Consider the following 17425-nt stretch of genomic DNA (forward strand, 5'->3'; position numbering starts at 1 on the left):
CACATCATGTTCATCCGCGCATACCTCCGAGCATCGACCGAAGAGCAGGACGCCGGCCGCGCCCGGGCATCGCTCGAGCAATTTGCCACCGACCATAACAAGGTGATCGCGAGCGTGTACCTGGAGAACGCCAGCGGAGCGTCGGCAGATCGGCCTGAACTGCTGCGCCTGCTCAAAGATGCGCGCAAGGGTGACGTCCTGCTGGTGGAGTCGATAGACCGCCTCTCACGCCTTCCTGTGGAAGATTGGCAGAAGCTCAAAGCTGCAATCGACTCCAAAGGCTTGCGCATCGTCGCGCTCGATCTGCCGACCAGTCACCAAGGAATGCAGGACACCAAAGGCGACGAGTTCACCGGCCGGATGTTGGGTGCCATCAACTCGATGTTGGTGGAAATGATGGCGGCAATCGCGCGCAAGGACTACGAGCAGCGCCGCGAGCGACAGGCCCAAGGCATCGAGAAGGCAAAGGCCGAGGGCAAGTATCAGGGCCGGCCAGTAGACACTGAGCTACACAAGCGCGTTAAAGAGTTACTAAAAGCCGGTTTAGGTATACGTGCTACCGCGCGGCACGCAGATTGCTCGACAACTACCGTTTTGAGAATCAGGGACGCAATATCCTAACTAGCCTTGGTCCTGTTTAGCGCGTACAAGCTGGCTCTCCATATCCTGAGCTTGACGGAGAGCCGCCTCACTAAAAGCCTTACCGTTCAATAGGTGCTCAAAAGCAACGAAAAGCAGACCTTCAAACTCTCTCCTCAACCAGTCATAACGATTCGACTGGAGGCAGCGAAATACATCGACTCGATTCTGGCCGAACGCCGACGCGATCAGACGCAGAACATTTTCGTCTCTGTACCATCTGCGATCTTCGTTTTTACCAGAAATCAGAAACAGTATTCTGCTCAAGAGACCATGGTAGGTCGCAAACAACGCCCAGATATACTCGCCTACATGAGGACGTATTTTTTCAGCGTCTCCAAACAATCGAGTGGACAATTCTACTGCGTCAATATCCAGCAGCCTCAGACGCAAGTCGTTCAGCGGGACAGTCTTACGCATATCAGTTAGCTCGTCGTCAGTGAGCACGTCGCAGACATAGAGCTCGCCTGGAATATAGTTCCGCGCCTGTCTAACGGCTTCCCACAAATTATCGACAGCGTCAATCTTCCGAGGAATTGTGGCCTTTTGGACGTCTGAGAAGGACAGCGCTGCTATTTTTAGCTTCTCAGCCTGTCGATCCACTTCCGACTTCAGAGCAGCAAGATCCAAGTCGCTCTGCGCCCTCAGCTCACTTTTTAGTCTTTCTAGTCGGTCATCGTATTCATGCTTGACGCTCGCTTTGAAGCGTTCCCCTATCCAGGTTCTGAGCAACCAGCCGAGTGCCGCCAAGAGAGCTGTGGTCACTCCTGCAGAAGCAAGTGTCGTCAGGGCGAAGTTCATTGGCGTATCCATACCTTTCCTTGATATGAGGTCACAGTTACGAAAAAGCCCTGCTAGGCACAATCCTGAACAGGGCTCTTTACATCTGCGATTGCTGCCACCCTGCTGTCACGGAAAAACCTCGCAACACGCTAAAATAGCTAGAAACCTTATTTTATATGGTGTCCCAGGGCAGGTTCGAACTGCCAACCTTCCCCTTAGGAGGGTCAAATTGAGCCCAATGAAAATGGGCCTAAGCCCGCAGATACTGGGGCCTAGTGTCTGGTTGAGTATTCTTATACTGGCTGATACTGTGCTTTCTGCTGGTATCCTGCTGGTACGGACATGAAAGCCAAGATCACTCAGAAACTCATCAACAGCTTGTCCCCCCAGGAGAAGCACTACCGCGTCTTCGACACGGACCAGCCAGGCCTGTTTATCAGGGTGCAACCGAGCGGGCACATGGCGTATATGGTTTCCTGGGCGCGCAACCGCGAGCGGTCCCTGGGTCGCGTTGGTACCCTGACGCTCGCCCAGGCCAGAACAGAGGCCGCCCGCTACCTGGCAGACGCGCACGAACACGGCGAGCCCCTGGCGGTCACTCAGAACCGCCGCAACGCGACCACCCCCACCCTGCGCGAATTCCTCGACGACACCTATTTGCCGTGGTTCAAAGCCCACCATAAGGGCTACGACAAAACGCTGCACACCCTGGACAATAACTTTTCCTCGATCATGGCCCGCCGGCTCAACGAAATAACCGGGCGCGACCTCGAACTGGTGCGCACCTCCTGGCTTACCGGCGGGAACAAGCCGGCGACCGCAAATCGCAAGATGGGGACCATCAGCGGTGTATTCAGTCGTGCGGCTGAGTGGGAGCTGATTGCCGAGCACCCGCTGGAGCGGCTGAGACAGCTCAAGGTTGATTCAAAGGGCCAGGTCCGTTACCTGTCGCCGGATGAGGCTGAGCGCCTGCGTGGCGCCTTGGATGGCCGCCAGGAACAGATGCGCGCCGAGAGGGACAGTGCCAACAAGTGGCGCCAGGAACGCAATCGGCAGCCGCTGGAGGATCTGCGCGCGGTGACGTTTACCGATCACCTCAAGCCAATGATCCTGCTGGCGCTAAACACTGGCGTTCGCCGCGGGGAGTTGTTCAGCCTCAAGTGGTCGGATGTCAATTTCGCTACCAAGACAATCACCGTGGTAGGCGCCACGGCCAAGACTAGCGAAACACGGCACATACCCACCAACAATGAAGCCCTTGCCACGCTGCAGGAATGGAAAAAACAGGGCGATGATGTGGGCTATGTGTTCCCCGGTCAGGACGGCGGGCGTATGGAGGATGTGAAAAGCGCTTGGCTCAAACTGCTTGAGCGCGCCGAGATCCAGGGTTTTCGCTGGCACGATATGCGCCACGATTTCGCCTCCCGCCTGGTGATGGCTGGCGTGCCACTTAACACGGTGCGCGATCTGCTGGGCCACTCGGATATCAAGATGACCCTTCGCTATGCGCACTTAGCTCCCGGAACAAAGGCGGCAGCAGTAGACTTGATCGGGTAGTTAAACCAGCATTATTTTTTCTGGATAACTGCCATGATCAAGTGCGTAATCTATCGCATCATTTAGCGTTTTCCAGTTGCGCCTAAGAGCCTTTAAATCAAGAGGCTGATTATATCTGCAATACTCGCTCATCAATTCGTTGAGAAGTTCTTCGTGTCCGATATTTAATGAAAAATAATTAGGAGCATCACCAAAAAGTTGCTCCTCATCATAAGCCAGATCAAGCAATGCCGTCTCGCGCTGGGTCAATGTTCGAGGGAGCAGGACGGCCGTGCGCATCAGTCTTGTGGGTGCGTCGATGGAATAAATGAGCGTCATAATTTCCGAAAAGCACACTTCTTCAAACCGACCATTATTCTCAACTGTGCCTGTCCCCAAATAGCTTACATCTACCGTTGTCCTGTCGAAAAGCTCCCCTAAAGCCTTCTCAACTTCAGTTGTCAAAGATCGCTCTTCCAGCCTTGAAAGCAACTCCAAACCAAACTTTAAGTTTGGAGATATGCGCAACGATAGAGTTTCAGCTTTGGCTCTGTTGGGGGCTGGCTTTGCCATCAGGTTTCTCGGTAGCTACGTGTGGAGGTGCGTGGAGGATGTCACAGCGTCAACATTTGTCAACGTGTCTCGCCACGTGTCGATACATGTAAGAAAAATGTGGACACGGCATTTTCGAGTCAGCTATGGTGGCCATATCTGGCAATACACCTCAACCAGCGGGAGAGAAGACGTGGAACAGCAAATTTCGAAAACAGAACCAACATTGCCTCCGACTCTTGTCGTAGGTCCTGATGAAGCAGCACGGATGACCGCGCACAGTCGAAGCGGGATTTATAAGGCGATCGCCGGAGGCGAACTCAAATCATTCAAGACAGGTAAGCGCCGCTTGATCCTAGTTCGCGAGCTGGAGATTTGGATTAACCGCGTGGCGAGGGAGAGTTCAAGATGAAAACAAACCTCCCAGTCGCGACCCTCGCCGGCGCCGAGTGTTTGCGGACAGCCACTCTTGATGGCGATCAGATGCGCAGCATGAATTTTGCCCGGGAGGAATTCGACAAGCTGGTGCAGATTCTCGCCCCCCTCATTGATCCTGCCATGTGCACCGAGGAAAACGGAGTGGCCTCTGACATCGCACGCCACCTTGAGCAGATTCGAATATTCAGCGGGAACTTCTGCTGGCGCCATAGGCATCTTGGCTCCTCAGGCACGGCACGGAATATTCGTTCTATCCAGAGGGTTGGCTCATGAGCGGCGCAGATCGTTCGATCACGAATAACACGGCAAAACTGATGGACGACGCCGGGATCTTCATGAAGACCGTTGCCGGACTTATCACAGACGACTTGGTGGAGAGGGAGAGCGAGGGAGGAAAACCGTTTTTAAACGGGTTCAGTATCGACGGACTTCTGCGGGGGCTTGAAATGGTCAGCGAGTGCCTGACTGATCGAGCCGAATGGCTTAGCAAAAAGGTAGTTCGAGACGAACTTGAAGAAGAAACCCAGGCAGCGTTGGCGCGCCGCCGGGCTGAAACAACATTGGATGGCACCAACGTGAGGGTTGAATCGTGACAGAAGTTCATAACGCTGACAATCACTGTACAGAAGCCCAGGCCCTGCGCTTGGTCGTCGCCCTTCGAACGGGTCCGGTCTCCACGATCGAGGCAGCTCAAAGCTTGGATATTGTGCATCCCCCGTCGACCGTCCGCTGGCTGCGCAATCGCGGCTATTCAATCAAAACAGAATGGACCTACAAAACCACCGAAACCGGCCGAAGGCCGCACCGGGTTGGCTTGTATGTCCTGGCCAGTGAGCCGTCCTGATTTGAGTAGCGCCGAGGGATTCCGTCACTTTGAGGAAAACCCTCGGCCAGCCTGCGAGCTGAGTAATGGCAAGAAAGACAAAATACAAGGTCGACTTCGGCGGCGGGCGGGTGCTCGCCCTGCCCTACCGGCTCCTTGTCCACCCAGCGTTCGACAACCTATCACCCAAAGCCATCGCGGTGCTGATCAAGCTGGCAAGGGGTTACAACGGCCGGAACAACGGCGACCTGTCCTGCACGACTTCGACGATGGCCAAGGGAAAGCCGATGGACGCCAAGACGCTTGCTTCTGCATTGGCCGAGCTCATCGACGCGGGGCTGATCGTGCGCACACGGGAGAACAGGAAGGGTGGTCGAGAGCATGGGATGGCGCGTTGTGCGCTGTACGCCATCACCTGGGCTGCAATCGATGATTGCCCGGGCAAAGACCTCGAGGTAAGGCCGGGGCCACCGCAATTCCGGTTCATCTGATTTCGAGTTTTTCGGTGGGATTTTTTCCGCCTAGTACTGGGAATTTTTCCTAGTCGTTGCTCTTAAACAGTCCCGTTGTGTCCCGTTGAGATGGACGCTTGGCTAAGTAGTGGGATTTTTTCCCAGTACTTCCCAATAAAACCGGGGCCTCCAAGGGGGGTGGGTAAACGGAAAAAATCCCACCCTTATTAAATTACCACCACCGGGGCTTATTACATGGCGCCACAAACCTACAAGCAGATGCGTTGCAGCCACGGCTATGCAGGCCAATGCAAGCGTGCAGGGGGCTACCACTTCCTTGTTGCTGATTGGCTTCCTTGGACATTGATCGGTATGTGCCGGCCGTGTGCTGAAGAGGTACGGAAGGACCTGATCTATCAGGCAGCACAGGCAGCTGGACTGCGCGGAGTGCAAGCGCTGCAAGGACGGGGTGCAGTTGACGCACCAGGGGAGCTTTTCCAGTCCAGGGCTCTTGGCGCCGGTGAGCAGCTCGGCTTAGAAGGGATGCGTCCCAAATTGGACTCACTAACGCAAAGGTAACGGAGGCAGCGTTAGTGGATGGCGCCGACCTACTCCACGCCCGGGTGTCGTTCTCGCAAACGACACCCCAAAGCGATGTTGGCGGGCTCAGATGTGAGCAACCCTGCTCGCATCTCGATGGGGCCGAGAATCAAAAATGACCCGCTGTTGATCGGCCGCATTAAGCATTTCGCTACAGGCCGCGGGGTGCAAGGCGTGCAGGCCGGTCAGTAATCCACCAGCTGCGAGGAATAGAAAGTTAGATCGCATCTGTGGTTTCCGTGTTCTCGACCTGACAGGCGCCTGATTCGGAAATTCGCATAAATCGCTACAGGCCACGCGCCGCGAGGGCTGCGCGACCATTCAACAAACAATGAAAGTGGAGGTTGAAATGAAGCAGAACGACTACAGCCGGCCGCCGCGTGCGCCATTCCCTCGAGTTCTTGCGGCAGGAATCGCCCGCAAGGCCTCGATCATGGCCATCAGACTCGAGGAGCAGGCGATCAGAGCAATGGTGCGCGACGCTCAGCGAGCATTGGATCGCGGCATCACGGCGGAAGCCATCGCCCGGGAGATGGGCCTTCCCGCCGAGCCTGACCCGCAGGGGGAGGCTCAAAAGTCTGGGCACTTGTCGACCTAGACCGCGCCCTCAATCGTTTTCTCACACCCGCGAAATTAAAAATTCAGGAGTTGGGCATGAAACGAGATATTCCCAGGCTGAGAGCCCTTGAGCGGCACCTTCGATCAATGGGTGTCCCAAGATCCCTTGCCGTTCAATTCACCGGACTGGTGCCGGACCACGTTGTTCGAAGGCTTTTACCGCTGCGGGCCCGCATATGGCTTGCGTTAAGCGAATGGGCCAGTAGAATTGGATTGTCGGTTGGGCCTTGGTCCTCCGGCGCGACAACTTTGAAATCATCGACGGCGCGAGGCTGCGCGGTGATAGATGAGGCCAGTTCCGGAGCGAGTCCGGCGGGACGCGAAAGCAAGCAACAGCGCAAGAGTCACGCACCCAGCGTGGACAAGGCGCGTCCCCCATTTCGGAAAAAAGGTCATCATCATGTTTAATGCTATGAGCAACAACGCCCGCCGTGAGCTGCACACCAAAAGCGGTGGCGATCAACTCGAGGACGTGATCCTCAAAGAGCTTCAGTCCCGCGACGTTGAAATCAAGAATTTCAGCGAGAACGCAGTAAAAGAAATCACCGCCCTCAAAGACCGCCTGCAGGACCTGGAGCAGAAAGGCCAGCGCCGTGGCAGCAACGCGACAGCCGGTGGTGATGACGCAGTCGGGAAGATGGCCGAGGAGTTCACGAAGTCGGGCCAGTTCGCCGCTATGAAGTCTGGTGGCCCGACCACTGGCCGGGTCACTGTCGATAGTGTCAGCATCAAAGCGCTGACCAACGCCGGCCAGGGTGTCACCGGTTCTACCAGCTACTCCGCCACCGCCCAGCGTCAGCCAGGCCTGCATAACGATCCCCGCCGGGATCTCTCCCTTCTGGACTACTTGCCTTCCCTGCCCGCAACTTCCAGCACCTTCGAGTATATGCAGCTAAAGGACTACGTGAACAACGCCACGGAGCAGGAAGAAGAAGGCCAGCAGAAGGCAGAAAGCAAGATCGACGCCGAGCTGGAAACTGCCAATATCGCCACCGTGGCCCACTGGACTCGGGCCTCGAAGCAAGTGCTGGACGACACCCCAGCCCTGGGCCAGCAGATCGGCAACCTGCTGGACTACGGTCTGCTGGAAAAGCTTGAGGCCCGTTTGATCGCCGGCCCCGGCGGTAAGGGTAAGATCAAAGGCTTGCTCGGTTATGCAGTGCCGCACACTGTCGTCGGCACCCTTCTGCCCGTGGACGCAATTGGTCAGGCGGTCACCGCCATGAAGACCAGCGGCTGGCAAGCCCGCCTGATCATCATGAACCCAAACGACTGGTTCAATATCTCCAGCGAACGCGATGCTGATGGTCAATATGTGCTGGGCTCTCCACGAGATCCAGCGCCGCCAGTTCTGTGGGGCGTGCCGCTGATCACTTCCGGCTCGATGCCGGCCGGCACCGTCCTTCTCCTGGATACGTCGCAGGTGGCCATGCTCGACCGCGAGCAGCCTACGCTGATGCTCAGCCGTGAAGACGGCAACAACTTCACCAGCAACATGGTCACCTTGCTGGCAGAGCTGCGCGCCGGCTTGGCAGTCTTCTCCACTGGTGCAGTGCGGTCCGTAGATATCACCCCACCGGCTGGTGGCTGATCAGATCAGGGAGCATGAAAAGGCTCGCCCGACAGCTCGGAGCGGGCCTTTTTTACGATCCGGGAGGGGTGGGTCAGAAGTCTGGGCACTTTCGCTTCTCGACCGCGCCCGAAGGCTTTTTTCGCGCCGTCAAAATTAGATTTCCAAAATTGAGGTTTGCAATGACTACCCACCAAGAGCGTTTCGCCGAGGCTTGCAAGGTGCATCGCTTCCAGTCGCACGCCCTCTCGCAAGGTCCAGACTCGGGCTATGTGGTTTGGGATGTTCAACACGTTCGTGATGGTGAAAAGGTGACCATCGACGGGCCATATTTCACCGAAGAAGAGGCGCGCGTTTCCGCTGACTTATTGCGAGGTACATTCCGCGGCGCCCGGGCTTACCAGGCGATCTACGACCGAATCTGGAACTACACCCCGCAGCGTGAGCAGCTCACTTTCGACCAAGCACTTGTGTCGAGATCGCTTCTCGCAATCCGCCTCGGCGTACCCGCGCCGGCCTCAAACACGTAGGAGCCAGACCATGGCCGCAACAGCAGCGCACTACAACCGCATGACGACCATTCAGCTCAGCAGCATCCTCGGGAGAAAGTTTTTCCGGCAGAAGGATTATCACCTCGAAACCGGCAGCACCTGGGAGGTGTTCAAGGCGTTGAGGGCGACAGTCGACGGATTCACCGAGGAGATTGCGCGCCTCGCCAGACCGGGTATGAGGTTCGCTATCGTCCGCAATGGCAAAAACGTGGGAGAGAAGGACTTTGACCTGGGCGGCATCAAGACGCTGAAGATCGTGCCGGTAGTATCGGGCAGCAAGCGTGCCGGCTTGCTGCAGACAGTCCTCGGTGTAGTCCTGACTGCTGCGAGCTCAATCACGAACGGCGCGACACTAGCGCCGGGTATTGCGCTGGCGGCTGGCGGGGTGATTCAGATGCTCAGCCCGCAAGTGCCGGGCTTGAAGCAAAGCGCATCTCCAGAAAACGCGCCGTCCTATGCCTTCGGTAGTGCCAAGAACACCACGTCTAGCGGCAACCCGGTGCCGATCTGCATCGGTGAGCGCCGGTGGGGTGGGATGATCATCTCGGCCTCGATCCTGGCGGAAGACAAGATTTAGGCCCGCTGGAGCTGTGCCTAGGACTTGCGATAGGCTCAAGATCCAAACAGGTAGATGGCGCCTCTATGACCAAGATTGTCACGCAAGTAACCGTGCGACTGCCTCGATTGATGGAGGTCGGCGAGTATCGAAAGCTGAGGTATGCGGGGAATAAACCCAGCCTTCAACAGTTGAAAAAGTGGATTGAGGACGGTGAGATCGTTGGAGAGATCACTGGCGGTATGTACTTCGTCGACCTGCAGGCTGCGGTGATGAGTTCAAACGATCCATTGTTGGCCAAAATGCTTTCCTTGGACTAGCTCCTCTCCCCCGATTCGGTTCAAGCAAGAGGATCGAGGAAATCCAATATTTCATCTAAAGCATTCTCAACACCCATGGCGCTCCGCCGGGCCCCCTCGTAAAGATTCCTCATTACGAGAAATGGGGTTTCTAGTACCGATTGAAGGTCTGGGTCAGATACCTCTTCAACAATATCCCCAAGATCGTTGAGGATCTGCAAAACATAATCAGGCTCAAGAGAATTGTGACTACGTTGAGGGTAGATCCGAATTGAATATCTCGGGAAAGACGCTTGAAACATGTCCGACTTTTCAGTTTGCGCCCACGGCAGCGCACCAGATTCGGTCTGAGACAATAATGTCTCTATCAGCTTAGCGATTTTTGGGTAGCTCATGATTGGTCGCCCTTGAGAGTCTCAGATTTTACCCGGACCAGAAGCTCTTGTATTGCCTCTGAATGCTTGGAAACTAGGGAGTTCATTCTGGCAGCGGACACCACGCCATCGGTTTCAATTGCCTTCTCTACTAATCGCTCAGACGCTGCAAATTGGACAATGGCATTTTGTATCGCCCTTTGATCGGCGTCGCCTAGCAGCGGATTCGACGAGCGGATACTTATTAGAATTCTTCCTAGCTGGGAATATCTATCCGGCAATAAATGAAGATTGGCCGACCGATGCATACGCTTAATTTCATCCATGACAGCGAGCGCGCTTGAAAAATCGCCCACGGTGTCTCTCCTCCGGAGATCCCCTCTCATGCTTTCTACAGCAGCAGAGGCCTGAGCAGCGGCCGCTCTCGTTTTAAGAGATGTCTTAATAGTGAAGAAGAAACCGACGAAAGAAATAAGCAAGCCGACCAAGCCTGCATAATCGCCAATGCGATTGACCTCCAAAAAATGATTAAACTGGGCAAAATCCATTCTTTTCCCCGCTTTTTTGGAGCGTTCTTTACCTAATTGGCGTTTACAAACTCGCTCCCGATCGGATCGTAGGTTGTAGTACTGACGCCGGCCGCTGTCTTTGGGCTGAAGCTACCGAGATATTCGCTGGTACCTTGCTGGTACGAATTAAAAGCGAAAACCCACAACTGCCTCAAAACCAGATAAATATGGTGTCCCAGGGCAGGTTCGAACTGCCAACCTTCCCCTTAGGAGGGGGATGCTCTATCCAATTGAGCTACTGAGACACTGAGTTGTCGCGGCTGGACTCGGCGCGACGGACGGCGTGCATGTTAACGGCCAGCCCTTGATTTGTCATGTCGTCCGTGGGCTTTTTAAGTGTAGGCAGGCGCCCTGCAAGGTTGCGAGAACATTTACCGTGCAATTTGCACTACCTCAAAAAGCCATCATTGCAGATTGCAACCCGCGCCTTATGAAAAAACCTTGCAAATCCTTGTTTTTAAAGGACTTAACAGCAGTTAGACTGTTGGCACGACGGCTGCTTTGTCTGTTCTCACAACAGCACAAACGGAGTCCGCCCCATGAACAGCACTCTCCTGCTCGCAAACGCTATCGCACTGGCGGTTTTGGTTGGCTTTCATTTTGTTCCAGAGAGTGCTGAACCGGTAGCTCAGCGTATGCCGCATTATTTGCAGGTGCAGAAAGCGCCGCAGTTGGCGGTGCTGAGCGATCAGAGCGACTACGCGGCGCAGGCAGTCAATGAGCCTGAGCAAGCAATGCCGACGCGCGACACCGAACGTCTGGTTTTTTGAAATATCTTCAGGAGTACAGCATGTCCAGATCAGCCGCAGGATTTCTGATCCTCGCCTTATTGAGTGGCGTTGTGCATTTTTCGCTGTTCGAGGAAACCTCAGTCACCCTGCCCCTGATTGGCTGCGGCGTGTTTGCGGTGTTGTTTGTGCTGGCCCTGGTGGCCGGGCGCAGGATCAAGTTTGATCCGGTGCTGCGTTAAGACGGATCAAGCCCAGCAGTTGCTTGACGGCGTCCGCCAGGTCGCCCGAGTTGTCGATCAGATGCACGGGCAAGTCAGTTGCTCTTCTGTCCTTGAACAGCGCATTGCGCGCCAGCCTTGCATCGATCTGCTCAGGCGTCTCCCGCCCTCGTCTGAGCAGGCGCTCACGCAACACCTCATCCTTGACCGTCAGCAGCACCGGCAGCAGGCTTGGATAGCGCTCAAGCGCCTGACGCAGGTTAGCGCGTGAGCCGTTCACCACCACGGATCGCCCAGCGCGTAACCGCTCGTCCATTTCTGCCGGGATGCCATAAGCCAGCCCATTGGCCTGCCAGGCCAGCGCGAAATCCCCGGCTTGCTGGCGTCGCTCGAACTCTTCGGGCGTCACGCCGATGGCGTCCTCACCCACCGATTCCGCGGATCGGGTAATTACTCGACGCATGACTTCGCAGTTCAACTCGCGCAAAGGCTCACGCGCGGCCTCGATCAGGCTGTCCTTGCCTGAACCGGAGGGTCCCATCAGATAAATAAGCCTGCCATCCATCCTGAAAACGCCCTCCAACGGGTGTTTGCCCTAGTAAATCGGCAAATTGCCACTATCCTGTACAGGTAAGGAACAAGGATTGAAAGCCGCATAGCATGCACGTTCTGACGTCTTCGGACATCAACAGATGTGCACCCGGAAGCGGTCATTGATGCGGACCAAGGCAAAGTTTTCCAACCAGTCCGCATTTCTGATAATTGGTGCTGGCATTACGCCTTTACCCAGCTCAATATTTGTCACAGAATTGACGCCAATGATCTGGCAATTTTGAGGCATGATGCGCGCCTCTTAACAATTCAGGTTGAACCATTTGGCGCGGATGCTTGTCCTACCACACATCCTGCGGCCAATCCCGAGAACCGCTCCCCTGAACTAACCGGTTAAATATATGCGCCCATTGAAACAGGCAATTTATTCCAGCCGTACGGCTGACAAGTTCGTCGTACGTCTGCCAGACGGGATGCGTGAACGCATTGCCGAGGTGGCTCGCAATCATCATCGCAGCATGAACTCCGAAATCATTGCGCGCCTTGAGCAGAGTCTTATTCAGGAAGGCGCACTGGGCGAAGAGCTGAGCATGCGCCTGGACAGCCCGGAGCTTTCGCTGCACGAGCGTGAGCTGCTGCAACGCTTCCGTCAGCTGTCACACCGTCAACAGAACGCACTGGTGTCGCTGATCGCTCACGACGCCGAGATGGCCGCAGACGCGTCCTGAGCTACATCGAACATCTCAAGCCAGCTTAAGTGCTGGCTTTTTTTTACCCGGATTTTAATCACGACAATCCAAGGCAGACTTTGTGGTGAGGGGATTTATCCCCGACGGACTGCGCAGCAGGCCCTCTTCCGGGGTCGCTGCGCAACCCATCGGGGATAAATCCCCTCACTACAGATAACTACACAGGCACAAAAAAGCCCGCCAATTGGCGGGCTTTTGCATTGCAGCGAATCAGAGCAGGAAGATCGTCGCCAACCCCAGGAAGATGAAGAAGCCACCGCTGTCGGTCATGGCCGTGATCATCACACTGGCGCCCATCGCCGGGTCGCGACCCATTTTGGCCAGCGTCATCGGGATCAACACCCCCATCAGCGCCGCGAGCAGCAGGTTGAGGGTCATCGCCGCCGTCATCACCACGCCCAGCGACCAACTGCCGTAAAGCAGGTAGGCGACCACACCGATCACCCCGCCCCAGACCAGACCGTTGATCAACGCCACCGCCAGCTCCTTGCGCATCAGACGCGAGGTGTTGCCGGTGCTGACCTGGTCAAGCGCCATGGCACGCACGATCATGGTGATCGTCTGGTTACCGGAGTTGCCGCCGATACCCGCCACGATCGGCATCAGCGCCGCCAGCGCCACCAGCTTCTCGATCGAGCCTTCGAACAGACCGATCACCCGCGACGCGACAAAGGCAGTGATCAGGTTGATCGCCAGCCACGCCCAACGGTTGCGCAGGGATTTCCAGACGGAGGCGAAGATGTCTTCCTCTTCGCGCAGACCCGCCATGTTGAGGACTTCGCTTTCACTCTCTTCACGAATCAGGTCGACCATTTCGTCGATGGTCAGACGGCCGATCAGCTTGCCGTTCTTGTCGACCACCGGGGCCGAGATCAAGTCGTAACGCTCGAACGCCTGAGCCGCGTCATAGGCGTCTTCGTCCGGGTGAAAACTCACCGGATCGCTGGCCATGACTTCAGAAACCTGCTTCTCCGGGTCGTTGACCAACAGACGCTTGATCGGCAGCACGCCCTTGAGCACGCCGTCGTAATCGACCACGAACAGTTTGTCGGTATGGCCCGGCAGCTCTTTGAGCCGACGCAGGTAACGCAGAACCACTTCGAGGCTGACATCCTCACGGATCGTCACCATCTCGAAGTCCATCAGCGCACCGACCTGCTCCTCGTCATAGGACAAGGCCGAACGCACGCGCTCGCGTTGTTGCTGGTCGAGCGTCTCCATCAGCTCATGGACGACGTCTCGCGGCAGCTCGGAGGCCAGGTCAGCAAGTTCGTCGGCGTCCATGTCCTTGGCCGCAGCCAGGAGCTCGTGATCGTCCATGTCGGCGATCAGCGTTTCACGAACGGAATCGGATACTTCGAGAAGAATGTCGCCGTCGCGATCAGCCTTGACCAGTTGCCAGAGCGTCAGACGATCGTCCAGCGGCAAGGCTTCAAGGATGTAGGCAACGTCGGCGGAGTGCAGATCATCGAGTTTGCGTTGCAGCTCGACGAGGTTCTGCCGGTGAACCAGGTTCTCGACCCGGTCGTGGTGCGCGCCTTCCTGGCGATGAGTCAGGTCTTCGACGACCTTCTGGCGCTGCAGCAGCTCAACGACCTGAGCCAGGCGATCCTGCAGGCTTTCCTGGGTTTTCTTTACTTCGATTTCGGACATAGGCGAACTCCACTCCCAGCAGCGGGGCACGCCGGAAGGATCAATCAGTCAATTCATGATTGGTGAAACGGGCTACTGAGTAACTACTGGGTAAGTCCATGGAGGTTTTCCATAAGCCCCGGCGGGGCTGACGGGCGCAATGATACACCGCCTGACGGTTTTAAACGTTAAAAAATCGCGGTCGAAACAAGTGCTTGCGCGACAAAGTTGAGCGCTGTCCTGACCCGTGCAGATGCGACGACTCATCTTGAAAAGAAAACACACCGGCGTTGAAAAATGTAGCGGCTACCCTTGAGCGTAGACCGTCATGGAGGACGTCGAATGCTATCCAGAACATGCCTTTTTGTAGTCGCCAGCCTGCTCTGCCTGCCACCCGCCGGAGCCGCCACCACCCTTCACCGCTGCGAGGCTGCCGACGGCGGCATCACCTTCACGACCCTGAGCTGTGCGAGCGACGAGCAGCTTTCAGAGCAACAGGTTCACCCTTACTCGCCCGGATCCGTCGTACCGATCATGCCGGAACACAACCATGAGGAAATATCCGGTATGACAATCAGGGGACGTGAACCGGGCATCGTTGGCCGCCTGGCGGACAAATGCGGCAACCTGATCGATGCCAGGCAGCGCCGCGCAGCAATCATCAATCAACGAGTGATTGCCGGCATGAGCCAACAGGATGTCGAGAGCGCGCTCGGCAAACCGGACAAGGTGAATATTCGAACGTCGACGACTAGCTATCGCTATGACCTGAAAAGAGGCCGAAGTGCTCAAGTCGATTTTGACGAGAAGGGATGCGTGAAAGGAAAAGCCAAATCGCAGGCAACAAAAAGCCCGCGTTAAACGCGGGCTTCTTGAATATGGTGCACTCGACAGGATTCGAACCTGTGACCGCTCGGTTCGTAGCCGAGTACTCTATCCAGCTGAGCTACGAGTGCATTTTGTGTTTTTAGACCAGATCACAACTGGTTGAAGCCGAGTTGCCTGTATTGCTACAAACGACTCTTAAATGGTGCACTCGACAGGATTCGAACCTGTGACCGCTCGGTTCGTAGCCGAGTACTCTATCCAGCTGAGCTACGAGTGCATTTGTGTTTTTAAACCAGACCACAACTGGCTGAAGCCGAGTTCTTTATATCGCTATAAACAACTCTTAAATGGTGCACTCGACAGGATTCGAACCTGTGACCGCTCGGTTCGTAGCCGAGTACTCTATCCAGCTGAGCTACGAGTGCATTTGTTGCGCCGCATTATAGCCCGTCTAATCTCTATTCCAACCACTTTTTCTAATAAATTCAACAACTTACAGAAAAAGCCAGATTACAACGTACTAAGCAAATAATGGCGGAGAACGGGGGATTCGAACCCCCGACACCCTTTTGAGGTGTACTCCCTTAGCAGGGGAGCGCCTTCGGCCACTCGGCCAGCTCTCCGCAACACGGGGCGTATATTAACCACCTTCTTCCCCGTTTGCAAACATAAAAATCGATAAAAATTAATGGCTTGGTTCTTCGTCCTTCTCTTTCTTTATACGCAGGTAAATTTCCTCACGGTGCACGGCAACCTCTTTCGGGGCGTTGACGCCGATGCGCACTTGATTTCCTTTGACGCCGAGCACGGTCACGGTGATTTCGCCATCACCGATAATCAGGCTTTCTGCGCACCGACGAGTCAGAATCAGCATACCTTTCTCCTCACGCATTTCATTTCAGGGACAACAGTCTGCAAAAAAAAGGCACCCGACCTACAACCGGAGCGATCGTAGCCCTACATGCCTGAGTATTGACCAGCGCGAGCAAAAGAACAGTTCAGGGCTCGCGCCATTCAAAAAATAAAGGGCGCGGTCAGACCGCGCCCTTCAGGTGACCGGATTACTCGCCCTGACGGGCCGGAGCGTCCAGTTCGAAAGCCGTGTGCAGGGCGCGCACGGCCAGTTCCAGGTACTTCTCTTCGATCACCACGGAAACCTTGATTTCCGACGTCGAGATCATCTGGATATTGATGCTTTCCTTGGCCAGGGATTCAAACATGCGGCTGGCCACGCCTGCGTGGGAACGCATGCCGACGCCGACGATCGAGACCTTGGCAATCTTGGTATCACCCACCACTTCCCGGGCACCGATCTCGCGAGCGGTGTTTTCCAGCACGGTCTGTGCGGCCTGGTAGTCGTTGCGGTGCACGGTGAAGGTGAAGTCGGTGGTGTTATCGTGCGCGACGTTCTGCACGATCATGTCGACTTCGATGTTCGCGGCACTGATCGGGCCGAGAATCTTGAACGCCACGCCCGGGGTGTCTGGCACGCCACGGATGGTCAGCTTGGCTTCATCGCGGTTGAAAGCGATGCCGGAAATGATCGGCTGTTCCATGGTTTCCTCTTCATCAATAGTAATGAGGGTGCCCGGACCCTCCTTGAAGCTGTGCAGTACGCGCAGCGGAACGTTGTACTTGCCGGCGAATTCCACCGCACGGATCTGCAGCACCTTGGAACCGAGGCTGGCCATTTCCAGCATCTCTTCGAAGGTGATCTTGTCCAGACGCTGAGCGACCGGCACCACGCGCGGGTCAGTGGTGTAGACACCATCGACGTCGGTGTAGATCTGGCACTCGTCAGCCTTCAATGCAGCCGCCAGTGCCACGCCTGTGGTATCGGAACCGCCACGGCCGAGGGTGGTGATGTTGCCGTGCTCGTCGACGCCCTGGAAACCGGCGACAACCACCACGCGACCTGCTTTCAGATCACCGCGAATCTTCTGGTCATCAATCTGCAAGATACGCGCTTTATTGTGCGCACTGTCCGTCAGGATCCGCACCTGATTACCGGTGTACGACACCGCTGGCACACCGCGCTTGATCAGCGCCATGGCCAACAGGGCAATCGTCACCTGCTCACCGGTGGAAACGATCACATCCAGTTCACGCGGAACCGGTTGCACGTCGCCACTGATTTGCTTGGCCAGATCGATCAGACGGTTGGTTTCGCCGCTCATTGCAGACAGCACAACCACCAGGTCATCGCCGGCATCGCGGAATTTCTTAACCTTGTCGGCGACCTGCTCGATTCTCTCGACAGTGCCGACCGAGGTGCCTCCAAATTTCTGTACGATCAAAGCCATTTCAAAGCCGCCTCTGCCCATGAAGGGCGCCCAATAATCACTCGAACAGCCG

24 protein-coding genes and 5 tRNA genes are annotated in these 17425 nt (G+C 56.0%); 16 read left to right on the forward strand and 13 right to left on the reverse strand.

Going from position 1 to position 17425, the window contains the following annotated elements; all coding sequences use genetic code 11:
* Window positions 1–6: 6 nt before the first annotated feature.
* The gene (locus tag V3W27_RS11190) at window positions 7–621 is read left to right on the forward strand and encodes a recombinase family protein (RefSeq protein WP_330206595.1); all 615 of its coding nucleotides are present in this window, start codon (window positions 7–9) and stop codon (window positions 619–621) included.
* Here the strand turns inward: V3W27_RS11190 and V3W27_RS11195 are convergent, their stop codons facing one another.
* Window positions 622–1440, reverse strand: a complete 819-nt coding sequence (locus tag V3W27_RS11195; RefSeq protein ID WP_330206596.1) for a hypothetical protein — start codon at window positions 1438–1440, stop codon at window positions 622–624.
* 324 nt (window positions 1441–1764) lie between these two features.
* On the opposite strand from V3W27_RS11195, the gene V3W27_RS11200 reads away from it, so the two are divergent.
* Window positions 1765–2979, forward strand: coding sequence for a site-specific integrase (locus V3W27_RS11200; RefSeq protein WP_330206597.1), 1215 nt, complete (start codon window positions 1765–1767; stop codon window positions 2977–2979).
* Here V3W27_RS11200 and V3W27_RS11205 read toward each other — a convergent pair whose 3' ends face one another.
* Window positions 2980–3531 (reverse strand): hypothetical protein, encoded by a 552-nt coding sequence (locus V3W27_RS11205; RefSeq protein WP_330206598.1) that lies wholly within the window; start codon window positions 3529–3531, stop codon window positions 2980–2982.
* Between the two features lie 172 nt (window positions 3532–3703).
* On the opposite strand from V3W27_RS11205, the gene V3W27_RS11210 reads away from it, so the two are divergent.
* The 10 genes from V3W27_RS11210 to V3W27_RS11255 all read left to right on the forward strand — a co-directional run bounded on the left by V3W27_RS11210 (window position 3704) and on the right by V3W27_RS11255 (window position 9438).
* Window positions 3704–3922 (forward strand): helix-turn-helix domain-containing protein, encoded by a 219-nt coding sequence (locus V3W27_RS11210; RefSeq protein ID WP_330206599.1) that lies wholly within the window; start codon window positions 3704–3706, stop codon window positions 3920–3922.
* Window positions 3919–4221, forward strand: coding sequence for a hypothetical protein (locus V3W27_RS11215; RefSeq protein ID WP_330206600.1), 303 nt, complete (start codon window positions 3919–3921; stop codon window positions 4219–4221). The genes V3W27_RS11210 and V3W27_RS11215 overlap by 4 nt, the downstream gene beginning before the upstream one ends.
* The gene (locus V3W27_RS11220) at window positions 4218–4541 is read left to right on the forward strand and encodes a hypothetical protein (protein ID WP_330206601.1); all 324 of its coding nucleotides are present in this window, start codon (window positions 4218–4220) and stop codon (window positions 4539–4541) included. Before V3W27_RS11215 ends, V3W27_RS11220 begins: the two co-directional genes overlap by 4 nt.
* Entirely contained in the window at window positions 4538–4792 is a 255-nt protein-coding gene (locus V3W27_RS11225) for a helix-turn-helix domain-containing protein (protein WP_330206602.1), read from the forward strand. Before V3W27_RS11220 ends, V3W27_RS11225 begins: the two co-directional genes overlap by 4 nt.
* Before the next feature lie 65 nt (window positions 4793–4857).
* Window positions 4858–5262, forward strand: a complete 405-nt coding sequence (locus V3W27_RS11230; protein ID WP_330206603.1) for a helix-turn-helix domain-containing protein — start codon at window positions 4858–4860, stop codon at window positions 5260–5262.
* A gap of 910 nt (window positions 5263–6172) precedes the next feature.
* Complete coding sequence (locus tag V3W27_RS11235; RefSeq protein ID WP_330206604.1) at window positions 6173–6421, forward strand: hypothetical protein; 249 nt, start codon at window positions 6173–6175, stop codon at window positions 6419–6421.
* Between the two features lie 420 nt (window positions 6422–6841).
* Window positions 6842–8032: a phage major capsid protein gene (locus tag V3W27_RS11240; RefSeq protein WP_330206605.1), complete on the forward strand. Its 1191-nt coding sequence runs from the start codon at window positions 6842–6844 to the stop codon at window positions 8030–8032.
* 161 nt (window positions 8033–8193) lie between these two features.
* Window positions 8194–8541 carry a hypothetical protein gene (locus tag V3W27_RS11245; RefSeq protein ID WP_330206606.1) on the forward strand — a complete coding sequence of 116 codons (348 nt, stop codon included), beginning with the start codon at window positions 8194–8196 and terminating at the stop codon, window positions 8539–8541.
* Between the two features lie 10 nt (window positions 8542–8551).
* Complete coding sequence (locus V3W27_RS11250; protein ID WP_330206607.1) at window positions 8552–9139, forward strand: tail assembly protein; 588 nt, start codon at window positions 8552–8554, stop codon at window positions 9137–9139.
* Window positions 9140–9204: 65 nt separating this feature from the next.
* Window positions 9205–9438: a hypothetical protein gene (locus tag V3W27_RS11255; protein ID WP_330206608.1), complete on the forward strand. Its 234-nt coding sequence runs from the start codon at window positions 9205–9207 to the stop codon at window positions 9436–9438.
* A 20-nt stretch (window positions 9439–9458) separates the two neighbouring features.
* Here the strand turns inward: V3W27_RS11255 and V3W27_RS11260 are convergent, their stop codons facing one another.
* The 3 genes from V3W27_RS11260 to V3W27_RS11270 form a co-directional block, all read right to left on the reverse strand.
* The gene (locus V3W27_RS11260; RefSeq protein WP_330206609.1) at window positions 9459–9812 is read right to left on the reverse strand and encodes a hypothetical protein; all 354 of its coding nucleotides are present in this window, start codon (window positions 9810–9812) and stop codon (window positions 9459–9461) included.
* Complete coding sequence (locus V3W27_RS11265; protein WP_330206610.1) at window positions 9809–10339, reverse strand: hypothetical protein; 531 nt, start codon at window positions 10337–10339, stop codon at window positions 9809–9811. Before V3W27_RS11265 ends, V3W27_RS11260 begins: the two co-directional genes overlap by 4 nt.
* A 189-nt stretch (window positions 10340–10528) precedes the next feature.
* Window positions 10529–10605, reverse strand: a tRNA-Arg gene (locus V3W27_RS11270).
* 294 nt (window positions 10606–10899) lie between these two features.
* Between V3W27_RS11270 and V3W27_RS11275 the strand changes: the two genes are divergently transcribed.
* Both V3W27_RS11275 and V3W27_RS11280 read left to right on the forward strand, forming a co-directional pair.
* Window positions 10900–11130, forward strand: a complete 231-nt coding sequence (locus tag V3W27_RS11275) for a hypothetical protein (protein WP_027612268.1) — start codon at window positions 10900–10902, stop codon at window positions 11128–11130.
* Window positions 11131–11150: 20 nt separating this feature from the next.
* Window positions 11151–11330: a PA3371 family protein gene (locus tag V3W27_RS11280; protein WP_027612267.1), complete on the forward strand. Its 180-nt coding sequence runs from the start codon at window positions 11151–11153 to the stop codon at window positions 11328–11330.
* Here V3W27_RS11280 and phnN read toward each other — a convergent pair.
* Entirely contained in the window at window positions 11305–11874 is a 570-nt protein-coding gene (gene phnN / locus V3W27_RS11285) for a phosphonate metabolism protein/1,5-bisphosphokinase (PRPP-forming) PhnN (protein WP_330206611.1), read from the reverse strand. The two genes, V3W27_RS11280 and phnN, sit on opposite strands and share 26 nt — an antisense overlap.
* A gap of 388 nt (window positions 11875–12262) precedes the next feature.
* Here phnN and V3W27_RS11290 point away from each other — a divergent pair, with 388 nt between their 5' ends.
* On the forward strand, window positions 12263–12589 hold the full coding sequence (locus V3W27_RS11290; RefSeq protein WP_003178899.1) for an Arc family DNA-binding protein: 327 nt from the start codon (window positions 12263–12265) through the stop codon (window positions 12587–12589).
* Between the two features lie 231 nt (window positions 12590–12820).
* Here the strand turns inward: V3W27_RS11290 and mgtE are convergent, their stop codons facing one another.
* Complete coding sequence (gene mgtE, locus V3W27_RS11295) at window positions 12821–14263, reverse strand: magnesium transporter (RefSeq protein WP_027612263.1); 1443 nt, start codon at window positions 14261–14263, stop codon at window positions 12821–12823.
* A 321-nt stretch (window positions 14264–14584) separates the two neighbouring features.
* Here mgtE and V3W27_RS11300 point away from each other — a divergent pair, with 321 nt between their 5' ends.
* Window positions 14585–15103, forward strand: coding sequence for a cell envelope protein SmpA (locus V3W27_RS11300; RefSeq protein WP_098965155.1), 519 nt, complete (start codon window positions 14585–14587; stop codon window positions 15101–15103).
* An 18-nt stretch (window positions 15104–15121) separates the two neighbouring features.
* Here V3W27_RS11300 and V3W27_RS11305 read toward each other — a convergent pair.
* The 6 genes from V3W27_RS11305 to V3W27_RS11330 all read right to left on the reverse strand — a co-directional run bounded on the left by V3W27_RS11305 (window position 15122) and on the right by V3W27_RS11330 (window position 17373).
* Window positions 15122–15198 (reverse strand) — tRNA-Arg (locus V3W27_RS11305).
* A gap of 72 nt (window positions 15199–15270) precedes the next feature.
* A tRNA-Arg gene (locus V3W27_RS11310) sits at window positions 15271–15347 on the reverse strand.
* Window positions 15348–15418: 71 nt separating this feature from the next.
* Window positions 15419–15495 (reverse strand) — tRNA-Arg (locus V3W27_RS11315).
* Between the two features lie 107 nt (window positions 15496–15602).
* Window positions 15603–15693 (reverse strand) — tRNA-Ser (locus tag V3W27_RS11320).
* 62 nt (window positions 15694–15755) lie between these two features.
* A complete protein-coding gene (csrA, locus tag V3W27_RS11325) occupies window positions 15756–15944 on the reverse strand; it encodes a carbon storage regulator CsrA (RefSeq protein ID WP_002554426.1) in 189 nt (62 codons plus the stop codon).
* A 187-nt stretch (window positions 15945–16131) separates the two neighbouring features.
* The gene (locus V3W27_RS11330) at window positions 16132–17373 is read right to left on the reverse strand and encodes an aspartate kinase (protein WP_025112914.1); all 1242 of its coding nucleotides are present in this window, start codon (window positions 17371–17373) and stop codon (window positions 16132–16134) included.
* Between the last annotated feature and the right edge of the window lie 52 nt (window positions 17374–17425).

Source organism: Pseudomonas sp. AM14(2022), assembly GCF_036346455.1.
Classification (GTDB): Bacteria; Pseudomonadota; Gammaproteobacteria; order Pseudomonadales; family Pseudomonadaceae; genus Aquipseudomonas; species Aquipseudomonas putida_A.